Source organism: Acinetobacter sp. ANC 3929 (assembly GCF_000369405.1).
Classification (GTDB): domain Bacteria; phylum Pseudomonadota; class Gammaproteobacteria; order Pseudomonadales; family Moraxellaceae; genus Acinetobacter.
The window spans coordinates 425,235-442,979 of record NZ_KB849994.1 but is presented as its reverse complement, the minus strand read 5'-3'; the positions used below and the strand labels follow the sequence as shown (position 1 = coordinate 442,979).

The 17,745-nt window shown below is 38.9% G+C and carries 16 protein-coding genes; 6 read left to right on the top strand and 10 right to left on the bottom strand.

Annotation, left to right across the window (positions count from 1 at the left end; all coding sequences use genetic code 11):
- Nucleotides 1-158 precede the first annotated feature (158 nt).
- From F909_RS17620 to F909_RS17640, 4 genes are all read right to left on the bottom strand, one after another.
- Nucleotides 159-1,235 carry a YqaJ viral recombinase family nuclease gene (locus F909_RS17620; protein WP_005145612.1) on the bottom strand — a complete coding sequence of 359 codons (1,077 nt, stop codon included), beginning with the start codon at nt 1,233-1,235 and terminating at the stop codon, nt 159-161.
- A gap of 166 nt (nt 1,236-1,401) precedes the next feature.
- Nucleotides 1,402-2,448: a DUF932 domain-containing protein gene (locus F909_RS17625; RefSeq protein ID WP_005145610.1), complete on the bottom strand. Its 1,047-nt coding sequence runs from the start codon at nt 2,446-2,448 to the stop codon at nt 1,402-1,404.
- Between the two features lie 278 nt (nt 2,449-2,726).
- A protein-coding gene (locus F909_RS17630) for an IS3-like element ISAba22 family transposase (RefSeq protein ID WP_085940844.1) occupies nt 2,727-3,892 on the bottom strand; the annotation gives its coding sequence in 2 pieces (ribosomal slippage) (nt 2,727-3,634 and nt 3,634-3,892; 1,167 coding nt in all).
- A gap of 22 nt (nt 3,893-3,914) precedes the next feature.
- Nucleotides 3,915-4,460, bottom strand: a complete 546-nt coding sequence (locus tag F909_RS17640; RefSeq protein ID WP_212749607.1) for a hypothetical protein — start codon at nt 4,458-4,460, stop codon at nt 3,915-3,917.
- Nucleotides 4,461-4,643: 183 nt separating this feature from the next.
- Here F909_RS17640 and F909_RS17650 point away from each other — a divergent pair.
- Nucleotides 4,644-5,809 (top strand): IS3-like element ISAba22 family transposase gene (locus F909_RS17650; protein WP_085940844.1). Its coding sequence is split into 2 segments (ribosomal slippage): nt 4,644-4,902 and nt 4,902-5,809, totalling 1,167 coding nucleotides; the frame shifts between segments, so codons are not numbered across the junction.
- Nucleotides 5,810-5,848: 39 nt separating this feature from the next.
- Here F909_RS17650 and F909_RS17655 read toward each other — a convergent pair.
- Both F909_RS17655 and F909_RS17660 read right to left on the bottom strand, forming a co-directional pair.
- Nucleotides 5,849-6,673, bottom strand: a complete 825-nt coding sequence (locus tag F909_RS17655) for a hypothetical protein (protein ID WP_005145607.1) — start codon at nt 6,671-6,673, stop codon at nt 5,849-5,851.
- A gap of 266 nt (nt 6,674-6,939) precedes the next feature.
- Complete coding sequence (locus tag F909_RS17660; RefSeq protein WP_005145605.1) at nt 6,940-8,295, bottom strand: tyrosine-type recombinase/integrase; 1,356 nt, start codon at nt 8,293-8,295, stop codon at nt 6,940-6,942.
- A gap of 224 nt (nt 8,296-8,519) precedes the next feature.
- Between F909_RS17660 and mutS the strand changes: the two genes are divergently transcribed.
- The 5 genes from mutS (at nt 8,520) to F909_RS17685 (ending at nt 13,616) form a co-directional block, all read left to right on the top strand.
- Nucleotides 8,520-11,177: a DNA mismatch repair protein MutS gene (gene mutS, locus F909_RS17665; protein WP_005145603.1), complete on the top strand. Its 2,658-nt coding sequence runs from the start codon at nt 8,520-8,522 to the stop codon at nt 11,175-11,177.
- Between the two features lie 133 nt (nt 11,178-11,310).
- Nucleotides 11,311-11,487 (top strand): hypothetical protein, encoded by a 177-nt coding sequence (locus tag F909_RS21215; protein WP_005145601.1) that lies wholly within the window; start codon nt 11,311-11,313, stop codon nt 11,485-11,487.
- A 159-nt stretch (nt 11,488-11,646) separates the two neighbouring features.
- A complete protein-coding gene (gene fdxA, locus F909_RS17675) occupies nt 11,647-11,976 on the top strand; it encodes a ferredoxin FdxA (protein ID WP_005145598.1) in 330 nt (109 codons plus the stop codon).
- A 123-nt stretch (nt 11,977-12,099) separates the two neighbouring features.
- On the top strand, nt 12,100-12,813 hold the full coding sequence (locus F909_RS17680; protein WP_005145595.1) for a D-Ala-D-Ala carboxypeptidase family metallohydrolase: 714 nt from the start codon (nt 12,100-12,102) through the stop codon (nt 12,811-12,813).
- 134 nt (nt 12,814-12,947) lie between these two features.
- The gene (locus F909_RS17685) at nt 12,948-13,616 is read left to right on the top strand and encodes an O-methyltransferase (RefSeq protein ID WP_005145593.1); all 669 of its coding nucleotides are present in this window, start codon (nt 12,948-12,950) and stop codon (nt 13,614-13,616) included.
- A 119-nt stretch (nt 13,617-13,735) separates the two neighbouring features.
- On the opposite strand, the gene F909_RS17690 is transcribed toward F909_RS17685, so the two are convergent.
- The 4 genes from F909_RS17690 to dld all read right to left on the bottom strand — a co-directional run bounded on the left by F909_RS17690 (nt 13,736) and on the right by dld (nt 17,738).
- Nucleotides 13,736-14,578 carry a universal stress protein gene (locus tag F909_RS17690; RefSeq protein ID WP_005145591.1) on the bottom strand — a complete coding sequence of 281 codons (843 nt, stop codon included), beginning with the start codon at nt 14,576-14,578 and terminating at the stop codon, nt 13,736-13,738.
- A gap of 106 nt (nt 14,579-14,684) precedes the next feature.
- Nucleotides 14,685-15,299, bottom strand: a complete 615-nt coding sequence (locus F909_RS17695; protein ID WP_005145589.1) for an acyltransferase — start codon at nt 15,297-15,299, stop codon at nt 14,685-14,687.
- On the bottom strand, nt 15,292-15,897 hold the full coding sequence (locus F909_RS17700; RefSeq protein WP_005145587.1) for an IMPACT family protein: 606 nt from the start codon (nt 15,895-15,897) through the stop codon (nt 15,292-15,294). Before F909_RS17700 ends, F909_RS17695 begins: the two co-directional genes overlap by 8 nt.
- 149 nt (nt 15,898-16,046) lie before the next feature.
- Nucleotides 16,047-17,738 (bottom strand): D-lactate dehydrogenase, encoded by a 1,692-nt coding sequence (dld, locus tag F909_RS17705; RefSeq protein WP_005145586.1) that lies wholly within the window; start codon nt 17,736-17,738, stop codon nt 16,047-16,049.
- Nucleotides 17,739-17,745: the final 7 nt, after the last annotated feature.

Genomic DNA, 17,745 nt, shown 5'->3' with positions numbered 1-17,745 from the left:
CCTGATCAATCACCTATCGTTATTCATCGGTCACAAGAGATTGAGTGCATCAAAGATTTACGCAAAGCTGCTCCAACGCCCTTTCTCTGTTATTTGGAGGGAGGGCAAGTGGGGTAGCTTTGCGCTTTTTTAGGTTTAAAGGGTATTACTAAAATTGTTTAGTGACGTGGATGAATGTTAAATCTACGACTACCACTACGGGATTGAGGATATTGCTGTAATAATTCGGGTTGTGCTTGGAGCAATGCTTTCTGGTCTAAAACCACACTATCCTTGGATTTCTTCCATGTCACACTGCCCCGACTAAATATGGCTTTTTCTGCATCTTTCATTAATATCTGAATACGATGTTTGAGGTAGTCATATTTGGTTTGATGATGCGCTAGATGCTTTTCCTCAATGAGTAAATCAGTAAACAATTGATCTAGTCCTGATAACGTGGAGAGATCCACAGTTTGTAAAGGGATATGCTGAGGATATAAGAGCTGTAAAGCTTTTGCTGCTGACTCACTGGCATCTACATGCGGCGGCATATCATTTTCTACACAAGACCAGAAGATTTTCTCTGACGCAATCAGCCTTTTAATCACAATTTCATTGCGTTCAACTTTAAATATCTTGGCTTCATGTCCACAGATTAAGGCACAGATATGTGCTGCTTGTTTACCAGTAACAGCCAATTGATGCTGTACTTGAATGAGCACATACAAAGGAACTCCTTCCCTCCAATGTTTGGTTCCCCACTCTCCGACTGATTTACATTCCAGAAGCTGTACTTCATCACTACCTACAACCGCATAATCTAGATTGGCCAACATAAAGGCTTTGTCTTCATCAGGATGCTGTAATACTGCATTGACCCGACGAACTTTATTACCTGTGCGCTGCCGATAATAATCTGCAATCAATGGCTCAAGCTTATTACCCCAATACAGAGGTGAATAGTGGTTCTTAAGAGGTTGATCTGGAGGGACTTGCATCCGACCTGTTTTAATCATCCATAATTCCAGCATCGACATATGTGGATTTAAACCACAAGCTGCTGCGGCATCACTACTCCCAATACCCTGCTTTCGTATCTGTAACCATTGTTCTCGATTCATGCCTTTAGTTTTAGCCAAACGTTTAGCTGAATTTTGCTGTGATCTAGAAGTCAAAGTTGTTTGCGGTGGATTTAGGGTTAAAGGTAGATGAGTGCTTGCATGACTTGATGAGGTTTGAGTATTTGGATTCATCATATTCTCCATATCTGTAAAAAATTAAAATTTGGGCATAAAAAAAGCCGCACCTGGGGGAGGTGCGGCAAAAGGAAAAACTATTCATTAAAATTGGTTGATTCAGGAAAGGTTTAGCTTAGGCTATTCATTTACTAAACCTATCCTTACATATGTTGAGTTGAATTTAAGCTACCATTCTTAACGCTTGTTCCAAACCACGTTGCTTAATAACTGCCCCCATACCAAACCAAGCAGAATCCAATCGATGGTCGGTACTCATGGCTCGTCGTTCATGATCACAAAATTCTGTAATGGCGCAGAGCAATCCATAGGCTGTGTCTTTGGAAGAGCTCAGTTCCGCCCCACGACCATGCCCGTTAAACATCGTCATGACTTTAGACATGGCTCGTCCATTCGGTTCAGTTTTACTATCTGATCGAGGTAAGCTCGGTTGATTAGACATCGCAGTATTACGGTAGAATTGAATTATGCTTTCATCCTGCTCCGCAATACTTAGATTAGTATTGTTAAATACCGCATCAAAGTAAGCTGCTGCTTCCTGCTGTGTTACTTTCCGTTGGCTCAATTGTTTCATCTCATACATATGCTCATCCCATGTACGGACTGAAATATCTAATTGCTGTTTCACTTTTTCTGCATCAAACTTGGTACTGTGCGGAACTTTAACAACGCCTGCACCATTCTGTGCTTTTAGGGCAATTGCCAACGTGTTATTACACACTACTCGAATTGAAGTGAATTGAGCTGTTGTAGCTAGGGTTCCATCACAAGCTGTTGCTAATAAAATATAGCCATTACTGACATCCTTGCCTTTTAAAGCTGTGGTCTGCCCTGTCCGAGCCAATGCCCAGAACTTCTTGCCGCCTTTAAGTACACCAGCAGTTTCTAACTCAAAGCCTGATTGTTCAGTGAGGTCTCGATAGAACTCCAAGATAGAACTCGGTTGTACCTCCTGAAAACGTTGGCTAACCACAGATAACGGTGCATGGGTATCAGATCGATACAAAACCCGTTGTTCTTCAAAAGGCATAATAATACTCTGACCTTTTTCATTCTGAGCCATATAACTAACGTCAGAAGATTCAATACGCCAATCCATTCCTGCTTGTTGTGCCCAGACTTCAATCGGTTGATTTGGGGTGAGTTGATTACCTAAACCATGCCAAGGGGTTTGTCCAACAAATGCCATTGTTTCAACTAAATGTGCCATATAAATTACTCCACGAAAATTGATTGTTCATGGAGGTAATATGTATTTGATATTATTTTGAATCATAATAATAAACACATAGAGTTATAGCTCTCAATTAGATTGCATATTATGCTATTCCCAAAACCATACAAAAAATGTGATCTCTCTTAGGCATGATCATTATCATTAATTAAAATTTAGGGTTAGAAAATGGCATCTATTGGAAATATCTTTATCGCGGGGCGAGAACAACATGATATACGCTGAATTATCAGGAGACTTTCCCTTGGGAGATTCTAGGCAGCCAACTTATAAAAGTCTTCGGCCATTTGATTTGGTGTCTTAAAACCCAAACCCTTTTGAATTCTTCGATGATTATAAAATAACTCAATGTATTTTATAATATCTGCTTTGGCTTCTTCTCTAGTTTGATAGTTGTAATGATGAACTAACTCATTTTTCAATATTCCCCAAAAGCTTTCAATCGGTGCATTATCGTAACAGTCTCCGCGCTTGCTCATTGAACCTTGAAAACCATATTGCTCAAGTATATTTCGATATTCATGGCTGCAATATTGACTTCCTCTGTCTGAATGCACAATCAGTTCTTTGGTTGGTTTTTGATTGTGAATAGCCATATTTAGCGCATTACAAACAAGCTGTGTTGTCATGCGCTCATTTAAGCTATAGCCAACCACTTGCTTCGTGTAAAGGTCTTTTACCGCTGCTAAATACAGCCATCCTTCAACAGTCCATATGTACGTAATATCACTTGACCATGCTTGATTTGGTCTAGTCATTGAGAATTGTTGCTCCAGCAGGTTTTCATAGATCGCTCGATTATGGTCACTATTCGTAGTCCTTTTAAAACGCTTGTGTCGCTTACAATACAGGTGGTTCAGCGCTTTTATCTGACGTACAGCGTACATACTCATTTTTATACCCTGAGCTTGTAAGTATTTGGTTAATCGAATATAACCATAGCTCTGCCTTGTCTCCTCATGGGCTATTTTCACCAATATCGTCTGTTGATTTCGTTGAATCGTTCTTTTGCTCACGCCTCTCTTGAGCCAATCATAAAAACATGAAACTGAAACATGAAGTAATCGAGCCATTAAGGTAATTGGAAAAGAATATCTTTTTTGTTTCATATAGGCGTACCTTACTGACTTTCTTTGGCAAAGTACGCTGCTGCCTTTTTTAAAAATTCACGTTCCATTTCAGCTATTTTGAGCTGTTGTTTGAGTTTTTTATTTTCTTCGAGTAGAGCGTTTAGATCAGGTGAATACTGTTTTGTACCTGCTAAAGTTCCAGCCTTTGCTTTGGTATTCCAATTTGAAAGAGTTTGCATTGAAATGCTAAGTTGTCTAGCTGTTTCCGAGACATTGCCTTGATTGGCTTCAATTAATTTGATGGCTTCAGCTTTAAATTCTGTGGTGTAAGTCTTGTGTTTCTTGCTCATGGTAAACTCCTGATGAGTGTGTTTAGTTTACCAAGTTAAAACCTCCTGTTTTTTCAGCACACATCATTGTTCTTTCAAAATCTATCGCCTGCCTAGGTCTTTTTCGTGTTACCTCAAGTATGGGACTAAAAGCATTAAATGGACTTTCACGTAAAGACAAGATAAAAATTTCAAGTTGAATTGCCAAATCGTAGTAATACTCAAAACCCCATACAGCAAATTGCTCTCGATATATCATGGATACTTGCTGGATATACGTTTTTGCCTGTGGTGATAAATGATCCAACTTCCAGATAAACTTTATTCTAGCTGTTAGATCCAAAGATAAGAGTGTTTGAAACTGCTGAGTTTTTAAGCCCATGATATGAGTTATTTCTAAAGACTTACTTTTGGAATGCCTCCGATCAACGTATAGTTCAGCAATCGATGTAGGGGATATATGTTGATTTGATAAACATCCAAATCTTTCTAATTGATATAGAAAATCAAAGAACCATTTTTTTACAATTTCATTTGAATCATACAAAGCATTCACAAGAATGAAATTCTTTTCTTGAAATGGTGTCAAGGTAGTCTGTCTAAAGTTATTGTTTAGATTTTGACAGTCTACACCTAGCATCAAATTCTTTTTTTCAAGTAGCACAACCGCTTTTTCTAATTCGCTTTTTATTTGTCTTATAAAATCTGATGTGTGCTGAAAAAACAGGAGGTTTTAACTTGGTAAACTAAACACACTCATCAGGAGTTTACCATGAGCAAGAAACACAAGACTTACACCACAGAATTTAAAGCTGAAGCCATCAAATTAATTGAAGCCAATCAAGGCAATGTCTCGGAAACAGCTAGACAACTTAGCATTTCAATGCAAACTCTTTCAAATTGGAATACCAAAGCAAAGGCTGGAACTTTAGCAGGTACAAAACAGTATTCACCTGATCTAAACGCTCTACTCGAAGAAAATAAAAAACTCAAACAACAGCTCAAAATAGCTGAAATGGAACGTGAATTTTTAAAAAAGGCAGCAGCGTACTTTGCCAAAGAAAGTCAGTAAGGTACGCCTATATGAAACAAAAAAGATATTCTTTTCCAATTACCTTAATGGCTCGATTACTTCATGTTTCAGTTTCATGTTTTTATGATTGGCTCAAGAGAGGCGTGAGCAAAAGAACGATTCAACGAAATCAACAGACGATATTGGTGAAAATAGCCCATGAGGAGACAAGGCAGAGCTATGGTTATATTCGATTAACCAAATACTTACAAGCTCAGGGTATAAAAATGAGTATGTACGCTGTACGTCAGATAAAAGCGCTGAACCACCTGTATTGTAAGCGACACAAGCGTTTTAAAAGGACTACGAATAGTGACCATAATCGAGCGATCTATGAAAACCTGCTGGAGCAACAATTCTCAATGACTAGACCAAATCAAGCATGGTCAAGTGATATTACGTACATATGGACTGTTGAAGGATGGCTGTATTTAGCAGCGGTAAAAGACCTTTACACGAAGCAAGTGGTTGGCTATAGCTTAAATGAGCGCATGACAACACAGCTTGTTTGTAATGCGCTAAATATGGCTATTCACAATCAAAAACCAACCAAAGAACTGATTGTGCATTCAGACAGAGGAAGTCAATATTGCAGCCATGAATATCGAAATATACTTGAGCAATATGGTTTTCAAGGTTCAATGAGCAAGCGCGGAGACTGTTACGATAATGCACCGATTGAAAGCTTTTGGGGAATATTGAAAAATGAGTTAGTTCATCATTACAACTATCAAACTAGAGAAGAAGCCAAAGCAGATATTATAAAATACATTGAGTTATTTTATAATCATCGAAGAATTCAAAAGGGTTTGGGTTTTAAGACACCAAATCAAATGGCCGAAGACTTTTATAAGTTGGCTGCCTAGAATCTCCCAAGGGAAAGTCTCCTGATAATTCAGCGTATATCAATCTTCTTCATCAAGCGGTATTGGTGATTGAACCAAAAAAATCACAAAATATTCTGAATGACCATTTGCATTGTAGAATGGTAAGTAGCGTATCTGAACAATACTTTTTATATTTTCCAAATTTCCTATCAAAATATTTATTACTTCACTAAGCATCTTAAATTTTTCAGGATCACCTGTTAAATCTTTAAAGCTGACTTTGACAGCTACAACATAAAGCATGCCTGTAGCGACAAGTAGTGAAGCAGTATCTTGCTCAAATCTAAGTTGTAGTTTTTCAATCTCCTTATCCTGTTTATCACTAAGTCTTTTTTTACTGCTGGATGAATTTGATCCTTCTAGATGATTTTTATACCGCTCAGAAATATATGCTTTTAAAAATTCTTTTGCATAGTTTCTTTCCGAAAAATTCCAACATTCCTGTGTTTCATCAAATAAAAGAATATTACCATTAGCTACCTTTAGAGTTTTTTTAGAACGCACCTGAGAGGCAAATTCTAAAAAAGTTCTATATTCATAGAAATAATTTTGATTGATCTTATACAAATTCGTATTTGGGAAAATTTTTACATTTTTTATAGCACTGATCAGCTTTTCTACTCGCTCATCTTCAAAACATTTCTCTAGGCTCTCATCACTTCCATCATAACTCGAAACGAGTACAGGCATTGTTCTATCCAATAACTGATAAACATTAAGAGCATCTTGAAAATTTAAAAATTGTTCCTCGCCGTTACCAGTGAGTTTAATATCTAAATAAAGATTTTTTAGCTGTTCAATAAAATCAAAATTCTCAATTCTAATTTTTGTATTAAAATCCATATCAAAAACTCATTAACCAATTGATTTAAATATATTAGAATTATTCTAAAATACAAGTTTAGAACCTAAAAATTCTCAAAAATAAATTAAATTTAAGACTTCTATTTTATTCAATATTTAATAAGTTTAAATAATCAAAAATTTTCAAATATATACAAATTTTACAACTATTTTTTGTATAAAAAAGCCCTTGTATATACAAGGGCTTCAAGAGTTTTTTAGTGTTTGGCAAAGACCGAGATTGCCGACAATCCTCTATCAAGGGGTTACCTCTTTCTAATGCTATCCAAATGATCCGCCCATTTCTTCAACCACTCCGCACATTCCGCTTCATAATTATGCAGATTGTACGTTCCCTCAATTCCCTTTTTGGAATGCCCTAGAACTGCTTCTGCAATATCTGTAGGACAGCCTAACCTAGACAATCCTGTTCTAACCGTCCGCCGTAAATCATGTGGATTCCAATCATCCATATTTTCTAACCAAAGTTGCTCAGGACGATATTTCGTTTGAACTTTCTCTGGATTCTTCAGTTGCCATTTCATTTCACTCAAAGACTTTTGCTGAATAGGAAGCCCTGTTCGACTCGAAGCGAATAAATATTTCTGATCAGGTTTGTAGAATGTGTATAAGAAATTAACGCATTGGGTTGATAACTGAACATAACGCTCAGTGCTATTTTTTGAAGCTTTTAGATGCCATATACCTTGATCTAAATCAAAATCGCTCCATTGTGCATCACACAATTCTCCAGTACGGCAACCTGTCCACAACGTTAAATAAAGGATATGTTTTTGATGGGTTGTAAATCCGGATGTGGGCAACCAAGCCAATACACGTTTTAATTCCTGATCATTTAAAACTCGTGTACCCTTTTTACAAGTTACTTTCAGCCTTGACTGCTTAATACTCATTTTTGCTAATAAGGCAGGATTGGCAAAATTGGCAGGAAATCGCTCTAACCCGATGGCATATTCATAAGCCAATGTTAATTCGGACAATACCCGTCCAGCCTGCACATTAGAACCACGATCAATAATCTCTTTGGTTAAAGCCACCACATCCTTTCTAGTTACCTCCAAAGCAACCCGATTTCCCAAAACCCGTACCGCATCGCCATACAGAGTTCGTCGTGTTTCAGATTGACCTTTAGGCTTTCGCACCCCCAAAACCTTTTTCCTTTCCCCTGTTCGAGGATCAGTAATCCAGTGATCTTCAATCACTTCAGTCAAATACATCTCTATCATCTGAGACACAGTGAGTTGAGACATATCTTTTTGTGCAAGCTCCTGTTCAATCTGTTGTTGAAGCTTTTCCTGCTCTTTTTTATGTTTTGGACAAATCCCCTGATTCCTTTCAGCTTTTAAACGAGTGAGTTCAATCCTTGCCTCAGCCAATGTAACTTGAGGGAAAGTTCCTATCTTGTATTGTTTAATTGAATCATCCATAGGGCTACGGTAACGGTAGAAAAAAGTCTTCATTCCTGTTTTTCCGCAATGTACCCGTAGCCCTACATATTCCCCAATATCTGCCTTGTCAGGATCACCAATTTTCATCTTCTCAATGGCTTTGGCTGAAAGTGCTTTTTTTATTGGCGTTTGTTGATCTATTGAGCGAACCACTTTAAACCTCACAAGAAGATTGAATTATTTGTTATCCTTTCAAGCTGTCCATTTTCCAATATTGATAAGGAATGATGGCTAGTTTAAACTAAAATAACCTACACTAAAACCTACACTAATGTTTTAGCTTAGGCTGTATTTACTTAGATTTTCTCCTACACCTTCGGATATCCTGTTTATGTCATATACTATTAAAAATATTGAAAATAAAGGAATTAATAACAATGAATGATAATAATAGCATAGCAGACCTTTCCAACCACACACCAATGATGCAGCAGTATCTCAAAGTCAAAACAGACTATCAACATGCATTGCTGTTCTACCGTATGGGCGATTTTTATGAACTTTTCTTTGAAGATGCTCATTTAGCAGCCAAACTTTTAGGCATTACCCTCACGCATCGAGGCAAAGCCAGCGGTCAACCAATTCCAATGGCTGGTGTACCTTATCATGCAGCTGAAGGTTATCTCGCGCGTTTAGTCAAAGCTGGCCGTACTGTTGCGATCTGTGAGCAAGTGGGTGAAGTCACAGGCAAAGGCCCTGTTGAGCGTAAAGTTGTCCGTATCTTAACGCCAGGAACCTTAACTGATGATGCACTACTTGGTAGCTATCAATCGTCAAATCTGGTTGCATTGTGTATTCAACAAAATCAAATTGGTTTTGCTTTACTCGACTTGAGTGCCGGTATTTTTAAAGTTCAACAACAAGACTATAAACCAGAACAGCTTGCGATTGAACTGGCACGTTTAATGCCGAGCGAAATCCTGATTGACGAAGATCTTATTGATAAGAATATTATTGAACAAATTAAGAAAAATTTAGATTGTCCAATTACCAAGCGTCCAAATGTTGATTTTAATTTAAACAATGCACAAAAAACCTTATGTGATCAATTTGCTGTATCAACCTTATCAGGATTTGGATTAGACCCTGTCCCGCTCGCTAAAGCAGCGGCAGCAGCGTTGATTCACTATGCCAAAGAAACCCAAAAAACAGCATTGCCCCATATTCGTTCTATTCAGATTGAACAAAGTACCGATTTTATAGCACTGGATCCAATCACACGTCGCAATTTAGAGATTATTGAACCCTTGTTTGATCATGGTACATCACTGTTCCAATTGATTAATGATTGCCAAACAGCGATGGGCGGACGCTTACTGAGCCGTACTTTAATGCAGCCAATTCGTGATACTGCTGTTTTAGATGCGCGTCTCGATGCAACCGAGCAATTGTTAAAAGGCTACCATGAGTCACCATTACGTTTGGTGCTCAAAGAAATTGGGGATATTGAACGTGTACTGAGTCGAGTTGCTTTAGGCAGTGCCCGTCCACGTGATTTGGTTCAACTGCGTCAAGCCTGCGCACAGATTCCATTCTTGCGTCATGCACTCGGGCCTGTTTTAAAAACACAGCAATCTAAACTGTTAACCCAATTAGATGAAGAACTGGGTGACTTCAAAAGTCTGCACCAGCATTTGATTGCAGCAATTGTTGAGAGTCCACCTGTATTATTACGTGATGGCAATGTAATTGCAGAAGGCTATGATGATGAACTGGATGAGCTACGGAAAATCCGTGATCATGCAGGACAATTCTTAATAGATTTAGAAATTAAAGAACGTGAACGTACTGGTATCAATACCCTGAAAATCGGCTACAACCGTGTCAGTGGTTATTATATCGAACTGACTCGTGCACAAGCAGAACAAGCACCGGCCGACTATATTCGTCGTCAAACCCTCAAAAATGCTGAGCGATATATCACGCCAGAACTCAAAGGCTTTGAAGATAAAGTTCTTTCCAGTGAATCCCGTGCCCTCGCCCGCGAAAAGCTGTTGTTTGAATCGTTGTTAGATGAATTACGTCAAAACATCGCGCATTTACAGATGATGAGTGCTGCGATTGCATATATTGATGTGCTCGCAAACTTCGCACATCAAGCTCGACTCAACAATTGGGCGAGACCTGAGTATACACCTGAAACCAGTATCAAAATTCAGGCAGGTCGCCATCCTGTGGTTGAAGCTTTAAACAAAGCTCCATTTACACCGAATGATACCTTTTTAGATACCCAACATCGTATGGCGATCATCACAGGGCCAAACATGGGGGGTAAATCGACCTTTATGCGTCAAACCGCGTTGATTAGCTTACTTGCCTATTGCGGTAGTTTCGTACCAGCTAAATCGGCAAAACTGGGTTCGATTGACCGTATCTTTACCCGAATCGGTTCTGCCGATGATTTATCGACCGGTAAATCAACCTTTATGGTCGAGATGACTGAAACTTCACAAATTTTGCATCATGCAACCAGTCAGTCATTAGTGTTGATGGATGAGGTTGGTCGTGGCACCAGTACTTATGATGGTCTTTCTTTAGCTTGGGCTTGTGTGGTTGATTTAACCAAACGTGTAAAATGTCTCTGTCTTTTTGCAACACACTATTTTGAATTGACAGAACTGGGTAGCGAAGCAGGTATTGATAACTATCACGTCACCGCACAAGAACTGAATGGTAATCTGATTTTGCTACATAAAGTTCAACATGGGCCCGCGAGTCAAAGTCATGGCTTACAAGTGGCAAAGTTGGCAGGTATTCCAGCCAATGTGATTAAAGAAGCACAAAAGCGCCTGAAGATTCTGGAAAAACAACAGCATCAACATTTGCAAAGTAGCGTGCAAAATGATTTATTCAGTGCTGTTGAGCATGAGATCGAAACGCAAGTTATTGAGAAAGTGGTTGAGGTTGAAGCAAAATCTCCAGCATTAGAGTTGTTACAAAATATTGATGTCGATGACCTGACACCACGTCAAGCCCTAGAGCAACTCTATCAATTAAAGGCTTTATTTAAGACAAGTCAAACACTTGAAAGCTGATATCCTTCAATAAGCTCTATCATTCATGATAGAGCTTATTTACATAGCCGACCTTAAAACGAACAATTGCTCACCAACTGCCCCCACCGAGCATGCTAATCCTGTATTAAAACTATATATAGAGGAAATAATCATGTCACGTGGCGATAAATCTGCTTATACAGCAAAACAGAAAAGACAAGCAAAACATATTGAGGAAAGTGAATTAGAGCAAGGTCACTCTCAAGAAGAAGCCGAACGGATTGCTTGGGCAACGGTCAATAAGCAAGATGGTGGCGGGTTAAAAAAGAGACAAAAATCGAGTCATTAAGTCTGTTTTTGAGAGTTATTATCAACAAAAGTCATATAAATAAGTCCATTTCATTGATACGAATAATAAATATCAATAAAAGGAATTGTTTATGTCAGTCTTTTTTGCCTAAAATACACCATTGAAAATGAAAACCATATTTTTTAGGTAGCTGCCGCCATGACCTTCGTTGTCACTGAAAATTGTATTAAATGTAAATATCAAGATTGTGTTGAAGTTTGTCCTGTTGACTGCTTCTACGAAGGTCCTAACTTCCTTGTGATCAATCCAGATGAATGTATTGATTGTGCGCTGTGTGAGCCTGAATGCCCTGCAAATGCAATCTTCTCTGAAGACGAGTTACCAGAAGGCCAAGAAGTCTTTATTGAGCTCAATGCTGAATTATCAGAAAAATGGGCAGGCAATAACATCACGCAAATTGGTGAACAACCAGCTGACCGTGAAGATTGGAACGGTAAACCAGACAAGCTGCAATATTTAGAAAAATAATTGAAAAGGCCAGTAATACTGGCCTTTCTTATACCTGAATCACACATTTCTTTGCAATTACATCATTATTCATGCGCCATTTTGCATTAAAATAATACGCCTACAGATTTGAACTGCCTTTTTATGATGCGAAATAAATTACAGGGTCTATTATCATTATTTATCATCCCTGTGATGATGGTGGGTTGTACCAGTTCCACAACAAAAGTAAATCAAAACCAAGGTAAAAGAATTTATATCCCGCAAGAACAAGTCACTTTTACACGCCCGATTCCCAATAAAGTTGAACCAGCCTCTTACCGCCAATGGCTCAATCAAGGCGATAACTACGCACGTGTCCGTGAATACGAGCAATTCCTAAACCGTAATAATGTTGCCCATATTGTTCCAAGTTTTGAGTTACTCCGTACTGCACGAGACTGGCAAAAATGTGGTCGTTCAGAATATATGGTGCCGAACCGTGAGTTATGGGGTAATGCCCTTCCAACCTTACGTGCCTTTAAATATCTTGTCGCAGCAAAAGTGTTAACGGATTTTGAAGTCACTTCTGTCTATCGTGATTTGCCACTGAACCAGTGTGCTGGCGGTGCAGGTTCTTCAAAACATTTATTCAACTCAGCCATCGATTTCCGTATTGGGCCAGAATACCCACAGCCACAAGATTATGCTTTTATTGAGCAAACTAAATTCAAGCTCTGCCAATTCTGGGCTCAGCATGGTCAAAGCCTAGACCTAGGCATTGGTTTATATAGTTCAGGTCAAATCCATATCGATACCCAAGGTTACCGTACTTGGGGGCCAGACCTTACCCGAAACAGCTCAATGTGTAATTTCTAAACCAGATATCACAAGAAAAAGAGATCTAAATGATCTCTTTTTTGTTTCATGATGATGTTTCATGTGCCAATCAAATTGCACTCTGAGCATAAATGTTTAAAATGCAGCTAACAGATTCATAGGTAAACTTGATTATGCAACAGATGTGGACCGAGATTGATGACTATATCAATTCACATTTAATTCCCACAGACCCAAGACTTCAACATGCATTAGACAATACTGATACTCAGGGATTTTCTAATCATTTGGCTGTTGCACCAAATCAAGGCATGTTTTTGCAAATGTTGATTCAGATGAATCAATGCAAACGTGTATTGGAACTCGGTACTTTTGGAGCTTATAGTACCATTTGGCTGGCCAAGGCCCTTCCTGAAGATGGTTATCTACTCACCGTTGAAGGCCGTGATACCCATGTCATCATTGCGCAGGAAAATATTGATTTTGCCAATATGCCAACCACAATCGAGCTCAAAAAAGGTCGTGGTGCAGATATCATGAACCAATTGATCGCAGAAGGTAGTGAGCCGTTTGATTTGATTTTCATTGATGCGGATAAACAAAGTTACCGTGAGTATTTTGAATTAAGTTTAAAACTTGCTCACTCAGGTACCATTATCGTACTGGATAATGTGATTCGTGCAGGAGATATTCTGGATGAGAATAACAAGAAACCAAGTATTGAAGGAATCCGTGAAGCATTCACGGCGTTGAAAGATCACCCTCAACTGCTTTCTTGTACAGCTTTGCAAACCGTTGGTTCAAAAGGCCACGATGGTTTTGCCATTGCAATCGTCAAGTAGAGATTAAAAAACAACCTATTTAATTTAGTTGTGCAATATCAACAAATTATATTTATCTCCAGTGCTTTTCCATACAGTTATCCACAGGAATTGCGGATAACTATATGGAATAAAATGAATCACTTAGCAACTAATAGTGGAACATTGGCATTACGGAAGATCGTTGTAGTGATACTGCCCAAGAAGAATTGATGAATTTTACTGTGGCTAAATGCACCCAGTACAATCAATTGAATATCATGTTCTCTTTGATATTCAAGGATATTTTGGGCCACATCACCATAACGGTAAACCGATACTACCTCTAATCCTGCATCCGTCAGATACTTCTCAGGCTCAGCCAGCATTTCAGGATGATCACCAACATACAGTAAATGACATTGCAGTTTCTTCAACAGGTCACTCTGCGCGATACGTTGCAGCATCTTTTGGCAGGTTGGTGAATATTCATAAGCGAAGATAAAGCGTTTCGGTGGCTGGAAATGTTCCCCAACGGTAATCACCGTACAATTTGCACCACGAATAAAGTTTTCAACATTACTTCCAATCGGTTTGTTCTTCTCGGCAGCACGTTCACCTACCCGTCCCATGATGACAACATCATTTTCATTCAGGATATTAAAACTTTGTTCAAGAAAATCACCTTTTTCCTGAATCTTGGTGCTGGTTAAGCCATATTGTTTTTCGATTAGTTCGGAAATGTGTTTAAGTAAATTATTACTATAATCGAGTGCCAACTCACTTTGTTTTTGTTCCAACTCCGCAAGTTCTTTGAGTAGCATGGCATTACTTTCAAAGCCAATCACGCCACTGATTTCACCTAAATGGTAGCTAGCTGGGTAATAGTCCAAGATTTGCAACAGTACCAACTCTCTTTGCGTTTGTTTCGCAACCCACACTGCGGCTTCTGCAACAGCATCAATGCAGGGTGAAGAATCAATACATGCAATTACACGGTTCATTTTCGCCTCTCTCTAGGTATATACCTTAGGTCTTCTACTTATTTTTAACTTAGCATAGATGAAAGCGTGGTGGGTTAAATTTATGTATCGAATCTCATACGCTTTTTTATTCAGTTCGATAACGAATTAATTTTGCAGGATTCCCTGCAACAACCGCATAATCTTCAACATTCTTGGTTACCATACTGTTCATACCCACCACGGCATGATCGCCAATCTTGATTCCATCCTTAATACCCACATGTGCCCCAAGCCAGACATCACGGCCAATCTCAATGCCTTTGGAAGTCACAGGTTGTTGATAGATTGGACGATCCATTTCCATCCCATGATCAAACGCATATAAATGGCTATAGGCAGCTATCCGAACCTGATCATGTAACCTAATCCCCGTACGTCCCCCATCTAAAATGCAATGATGGTTAATGGCCACTTCATTGCCAATCTCTAAGGGGCCATGCAAAGTGCAATCTGCAGCGACAAAAGTATTGTCTCCAATACTGATTTTGCGACCACGCTCTGCAAAAATATGAGCCAAAGGTGAAATAAAGCAGTTCTGACCAATTTCGACAGTTTCCATTTCCATCAAATAAGCCTGATATTCTGCCTGCCATGCTTCGGCCCATTCCCGATGTTTCGGTTTCAAAGACCAATACAGCCAAGGCATATAATTCAAGCGTTGCTTATGTTGCTCTCGGTATTTTAGTAAAGGATCACTCATTTTTATCTTGCTCCTCATCAACCAATCGCACTTGCTCACGGCCTCTCGTGACATCTTGAAGTTTGAGTTTTAACGGCTCAATCTGATGGACTTGAACACGTGCATCAATAGCAACACCTGTTTCAGTATAATTCTCTTGGTACTCAATCTGTTGTTGCATTAATTCATATTGAATAATGGCCCATTCATTAAACCAACAGCTGAAGCGGATTTGTTTTTTTTCAATCAGCTCAATTTTTTCAGCAAGAAGCAAACATTGCCCTGCACATCCGCCATAAGCTCGTACTAAACCGCCAGTACCCAATTTAATACCGCCATACCAACGATTTACCAATACAATGATATTGGTCAGATCATTCCCTTCAATGGTAGCAAGTATGGGCCGCCCTGCTGTTCCCGAAGGTTCACCATCATCATTAAAACGAACATGATGAGCTATCTTCCATGCCCAACATTGATGGGTCGTGGATAAATCTTTGGTTTCTTCTAAAAAGGTCTTTACTTGCTGTTCATTTTCAACAACTGCCGCAATCGCTTGGAAACGACTTTTTTTAATGTCTTCTTCAAAAGTAACTGAACTGGCAATGGTGAATGGCATAAAACATAAATATAAAATTTAAAACAAGATTATAGCTTTTTACGACCTAAATAAAAAACCTCATATAGTGCTAGGGGCTTAGCAAATGACGAGATGAGGACTGATCGTAGAGATCACTCAGCTTACAAAAAGTCTGATTGTGTTAGACCTTAACGCCAATGCTTATATTTACTGGTTTTGCCTATCCCTGGATTAAAACTATTGGTCGGATCCAATTGTTTTAAATGTGCTGAATAATCAGAAGACGCTTGATAAAGATGACCAATATTATGTTCAGCTGGGTATTTAGCACCTCGTTGCTGTAAATAGCTCAGCACTTCTTTCTTAAACTGCTGAGCATCCACGCCTTGTTTGAGCAGATAGTCTTGATGTAAAACAAAACAAAAAAAGTGACCTGCACTAATTTCCATGATCACCTGTTGCTGAAGATGCTCAGGTAGCTCGATTAACCATTGCTGGTCATTACGTCTAAATGCAACATCAAACGAGACCAATCGTTCATTGGGATCAATTGCTTCACGATCACAGTAATAAACCATGCAGCCGCCAACAGCAAAACGGATCAGAAAAACATTTTTCTCTTCTTTTTCATTACATTGAAAAAATTGCTCTGTTTTCCCTTCGAAAAAACCCATGAATAAATGCTTTAACTCATCATTTTGCTGCATATCGATTTTCAGCATCAGTAGATGCTGATATTTTTGCTGAAATGCCTGTAATCTCGGCTCAACCCACGTTGGTGTGAGACGATTAAACAACTGAATCAAACGATCTGTCATATTGCTTGGCAGTATCGGCACACGTTTGAAAAGTGCATCTACCCGTGATTTCAGCGCCAAGAGCATCGGAATTTTTTCAGCCCCCCAGATCTCAATCGCCTTGTACATATGCTTGGCATAACGTTGGGTATGTTCGAAGCTCTGTCTATGCATATATTCAGCTTGGCTGGGAAGTACAGACAAATGCTGCAATAGATATTTGCGTAACTGAATTAGTTCCGACGCATCATGACTTCCGATGAAATAGGTGCTGGTTTGTGTTGCGGCTTCAAAGGTCGGTAATCGAACAGCAAAGACCGCTAATTTACCTGAGCAACCTGCACTCTCGTGTAAATATTCAGGATTGCCATTAAATCGGGTCGGTGTTGGAGAAGTAGTATCACGCAAATTATCCGCATAATTGTCTGCCCAAATTCGTCCTGACCATGTAGCTGTTTGGCCCGTAACATAGTTTTGCTGTTCTAAATTGGCAAAAATTGCTTCAGGTGTGTCACCTAAATCGATACCTAAATGATTGACTAAAATTAACTTCCCCGTGTCATCAATCTGGGCAAATAAAGATTTTTCAGTATAAGTCGGCCCACGATGAATTAAAGAACCTCCTGAATTATTACAGACACCACCGATTACGGAAGCACCAATACATGAAGAGCCAATCACTGAATGCGGTTCTCGCTGATAAGGTTTGAGTGCATTTTCCAATTCGGTTAGTGTGGTTCCAGGAAAAGCAATCACTTGAGTTGCTTGTTCTAATAACTGTAAGCCTTTTAATTTTCGTGTACTGATGACCAGAACATCACGGTCATAATGATTAGAATCTGGAGTTGAACCACCTGTAACACCCGTGTTCGCTGCCTGTAGAATCATGATCACATCATGTTTGACACAACACTCCAATATTTTCCAAAGCTCTAATAAGCTGTCAGGAATAACCACCGCTAGAGCTTCACCCTTTCCAACCCTGAACCCTTTTAAATAAGGTGCCTTCGCGATTGCTGTGGTGAGAATCTGATGTGGTTTCAATACATCTTTAAGTTCGTCAATAATTACATTATTTTGCATAACCATC

Coding starts and splice junctions, on each gene's coding strand:
- F909_RS17620 (WP_005145612.1), bottom strand. CDS start 1,235: ATGAATCCAAATACTCAAACCTCATCAAGTCATGCAAGCACTCATCTA.
- F909_RS17625 (WP_005145610.1), bottom strand. CDS start 2,448: ATGGCACATTTAGTTGAAACAATGGCATTTGTTGGACAAACCCCTTGG.
- F909_RS17655 (WP_005145607.1), bottom strand. CDS start 6,673: ATGGATTTTAATACAAAAATTAGAATTGAGAATTTTGATTTTATTGAA.
- mutS (WP_005145603.1), top strand. CDS start 8,520: ATGAATGATAATAATAGCATAGCAGACCTTTCCAACCACACACCAATG.
- F909_RS21215 (WP_005145601.1), top strand. CDS start 11,311: ATGTCACGTGGCGATAAATCTGCTTATACAGCAAAACAGAAAAGACAA.
- fdxA (WP_005145598.1), top strand. CDS start 11,647: ATGACCTTCGTTGTCACTGAAAATTGTATTAAATGTAAATATCAAGAT.
- F909_RS17680 (WP_005145595.1), top strand. CDS start 12,100: ATGATGCGAAATAAATTACAGGGTCTATTATCATTATTTATCATCCCT.
- F909_RS17685 (WP_005145593.1), top strand. CDS start 12,948: ATGCAACAGATGTGGACCGAGATTGATGACTATATCAATTCACATTTA.
- F909_RS17690 (WP_005145591.1), bottom strand. CDS start 14,578: ATGAACCGTGTAATTGCATGTATTGATTCTTCACCCTGCATTGATGCT.
- F909_RS17695 (WP_005145589.1), bottom strand. CDS start 15,299: ATGAGTGATCCTTTACTAAAATACCGAGAGCAACATAAGCAACGCTTG.
- F909_RS17700 (WP_005145587.1), bottom strand. CDS start 15,897: ATGCCATTCACCATTGCCAGTTCAGTTACTTTTGAAGAAGACATTAAA.
- dld (WP_005145586.1), bottom strand. CDS start 17,738: ATGCAAAATAATGTAATTATTGACGAACTTAAAGATGTATTGAAACCA.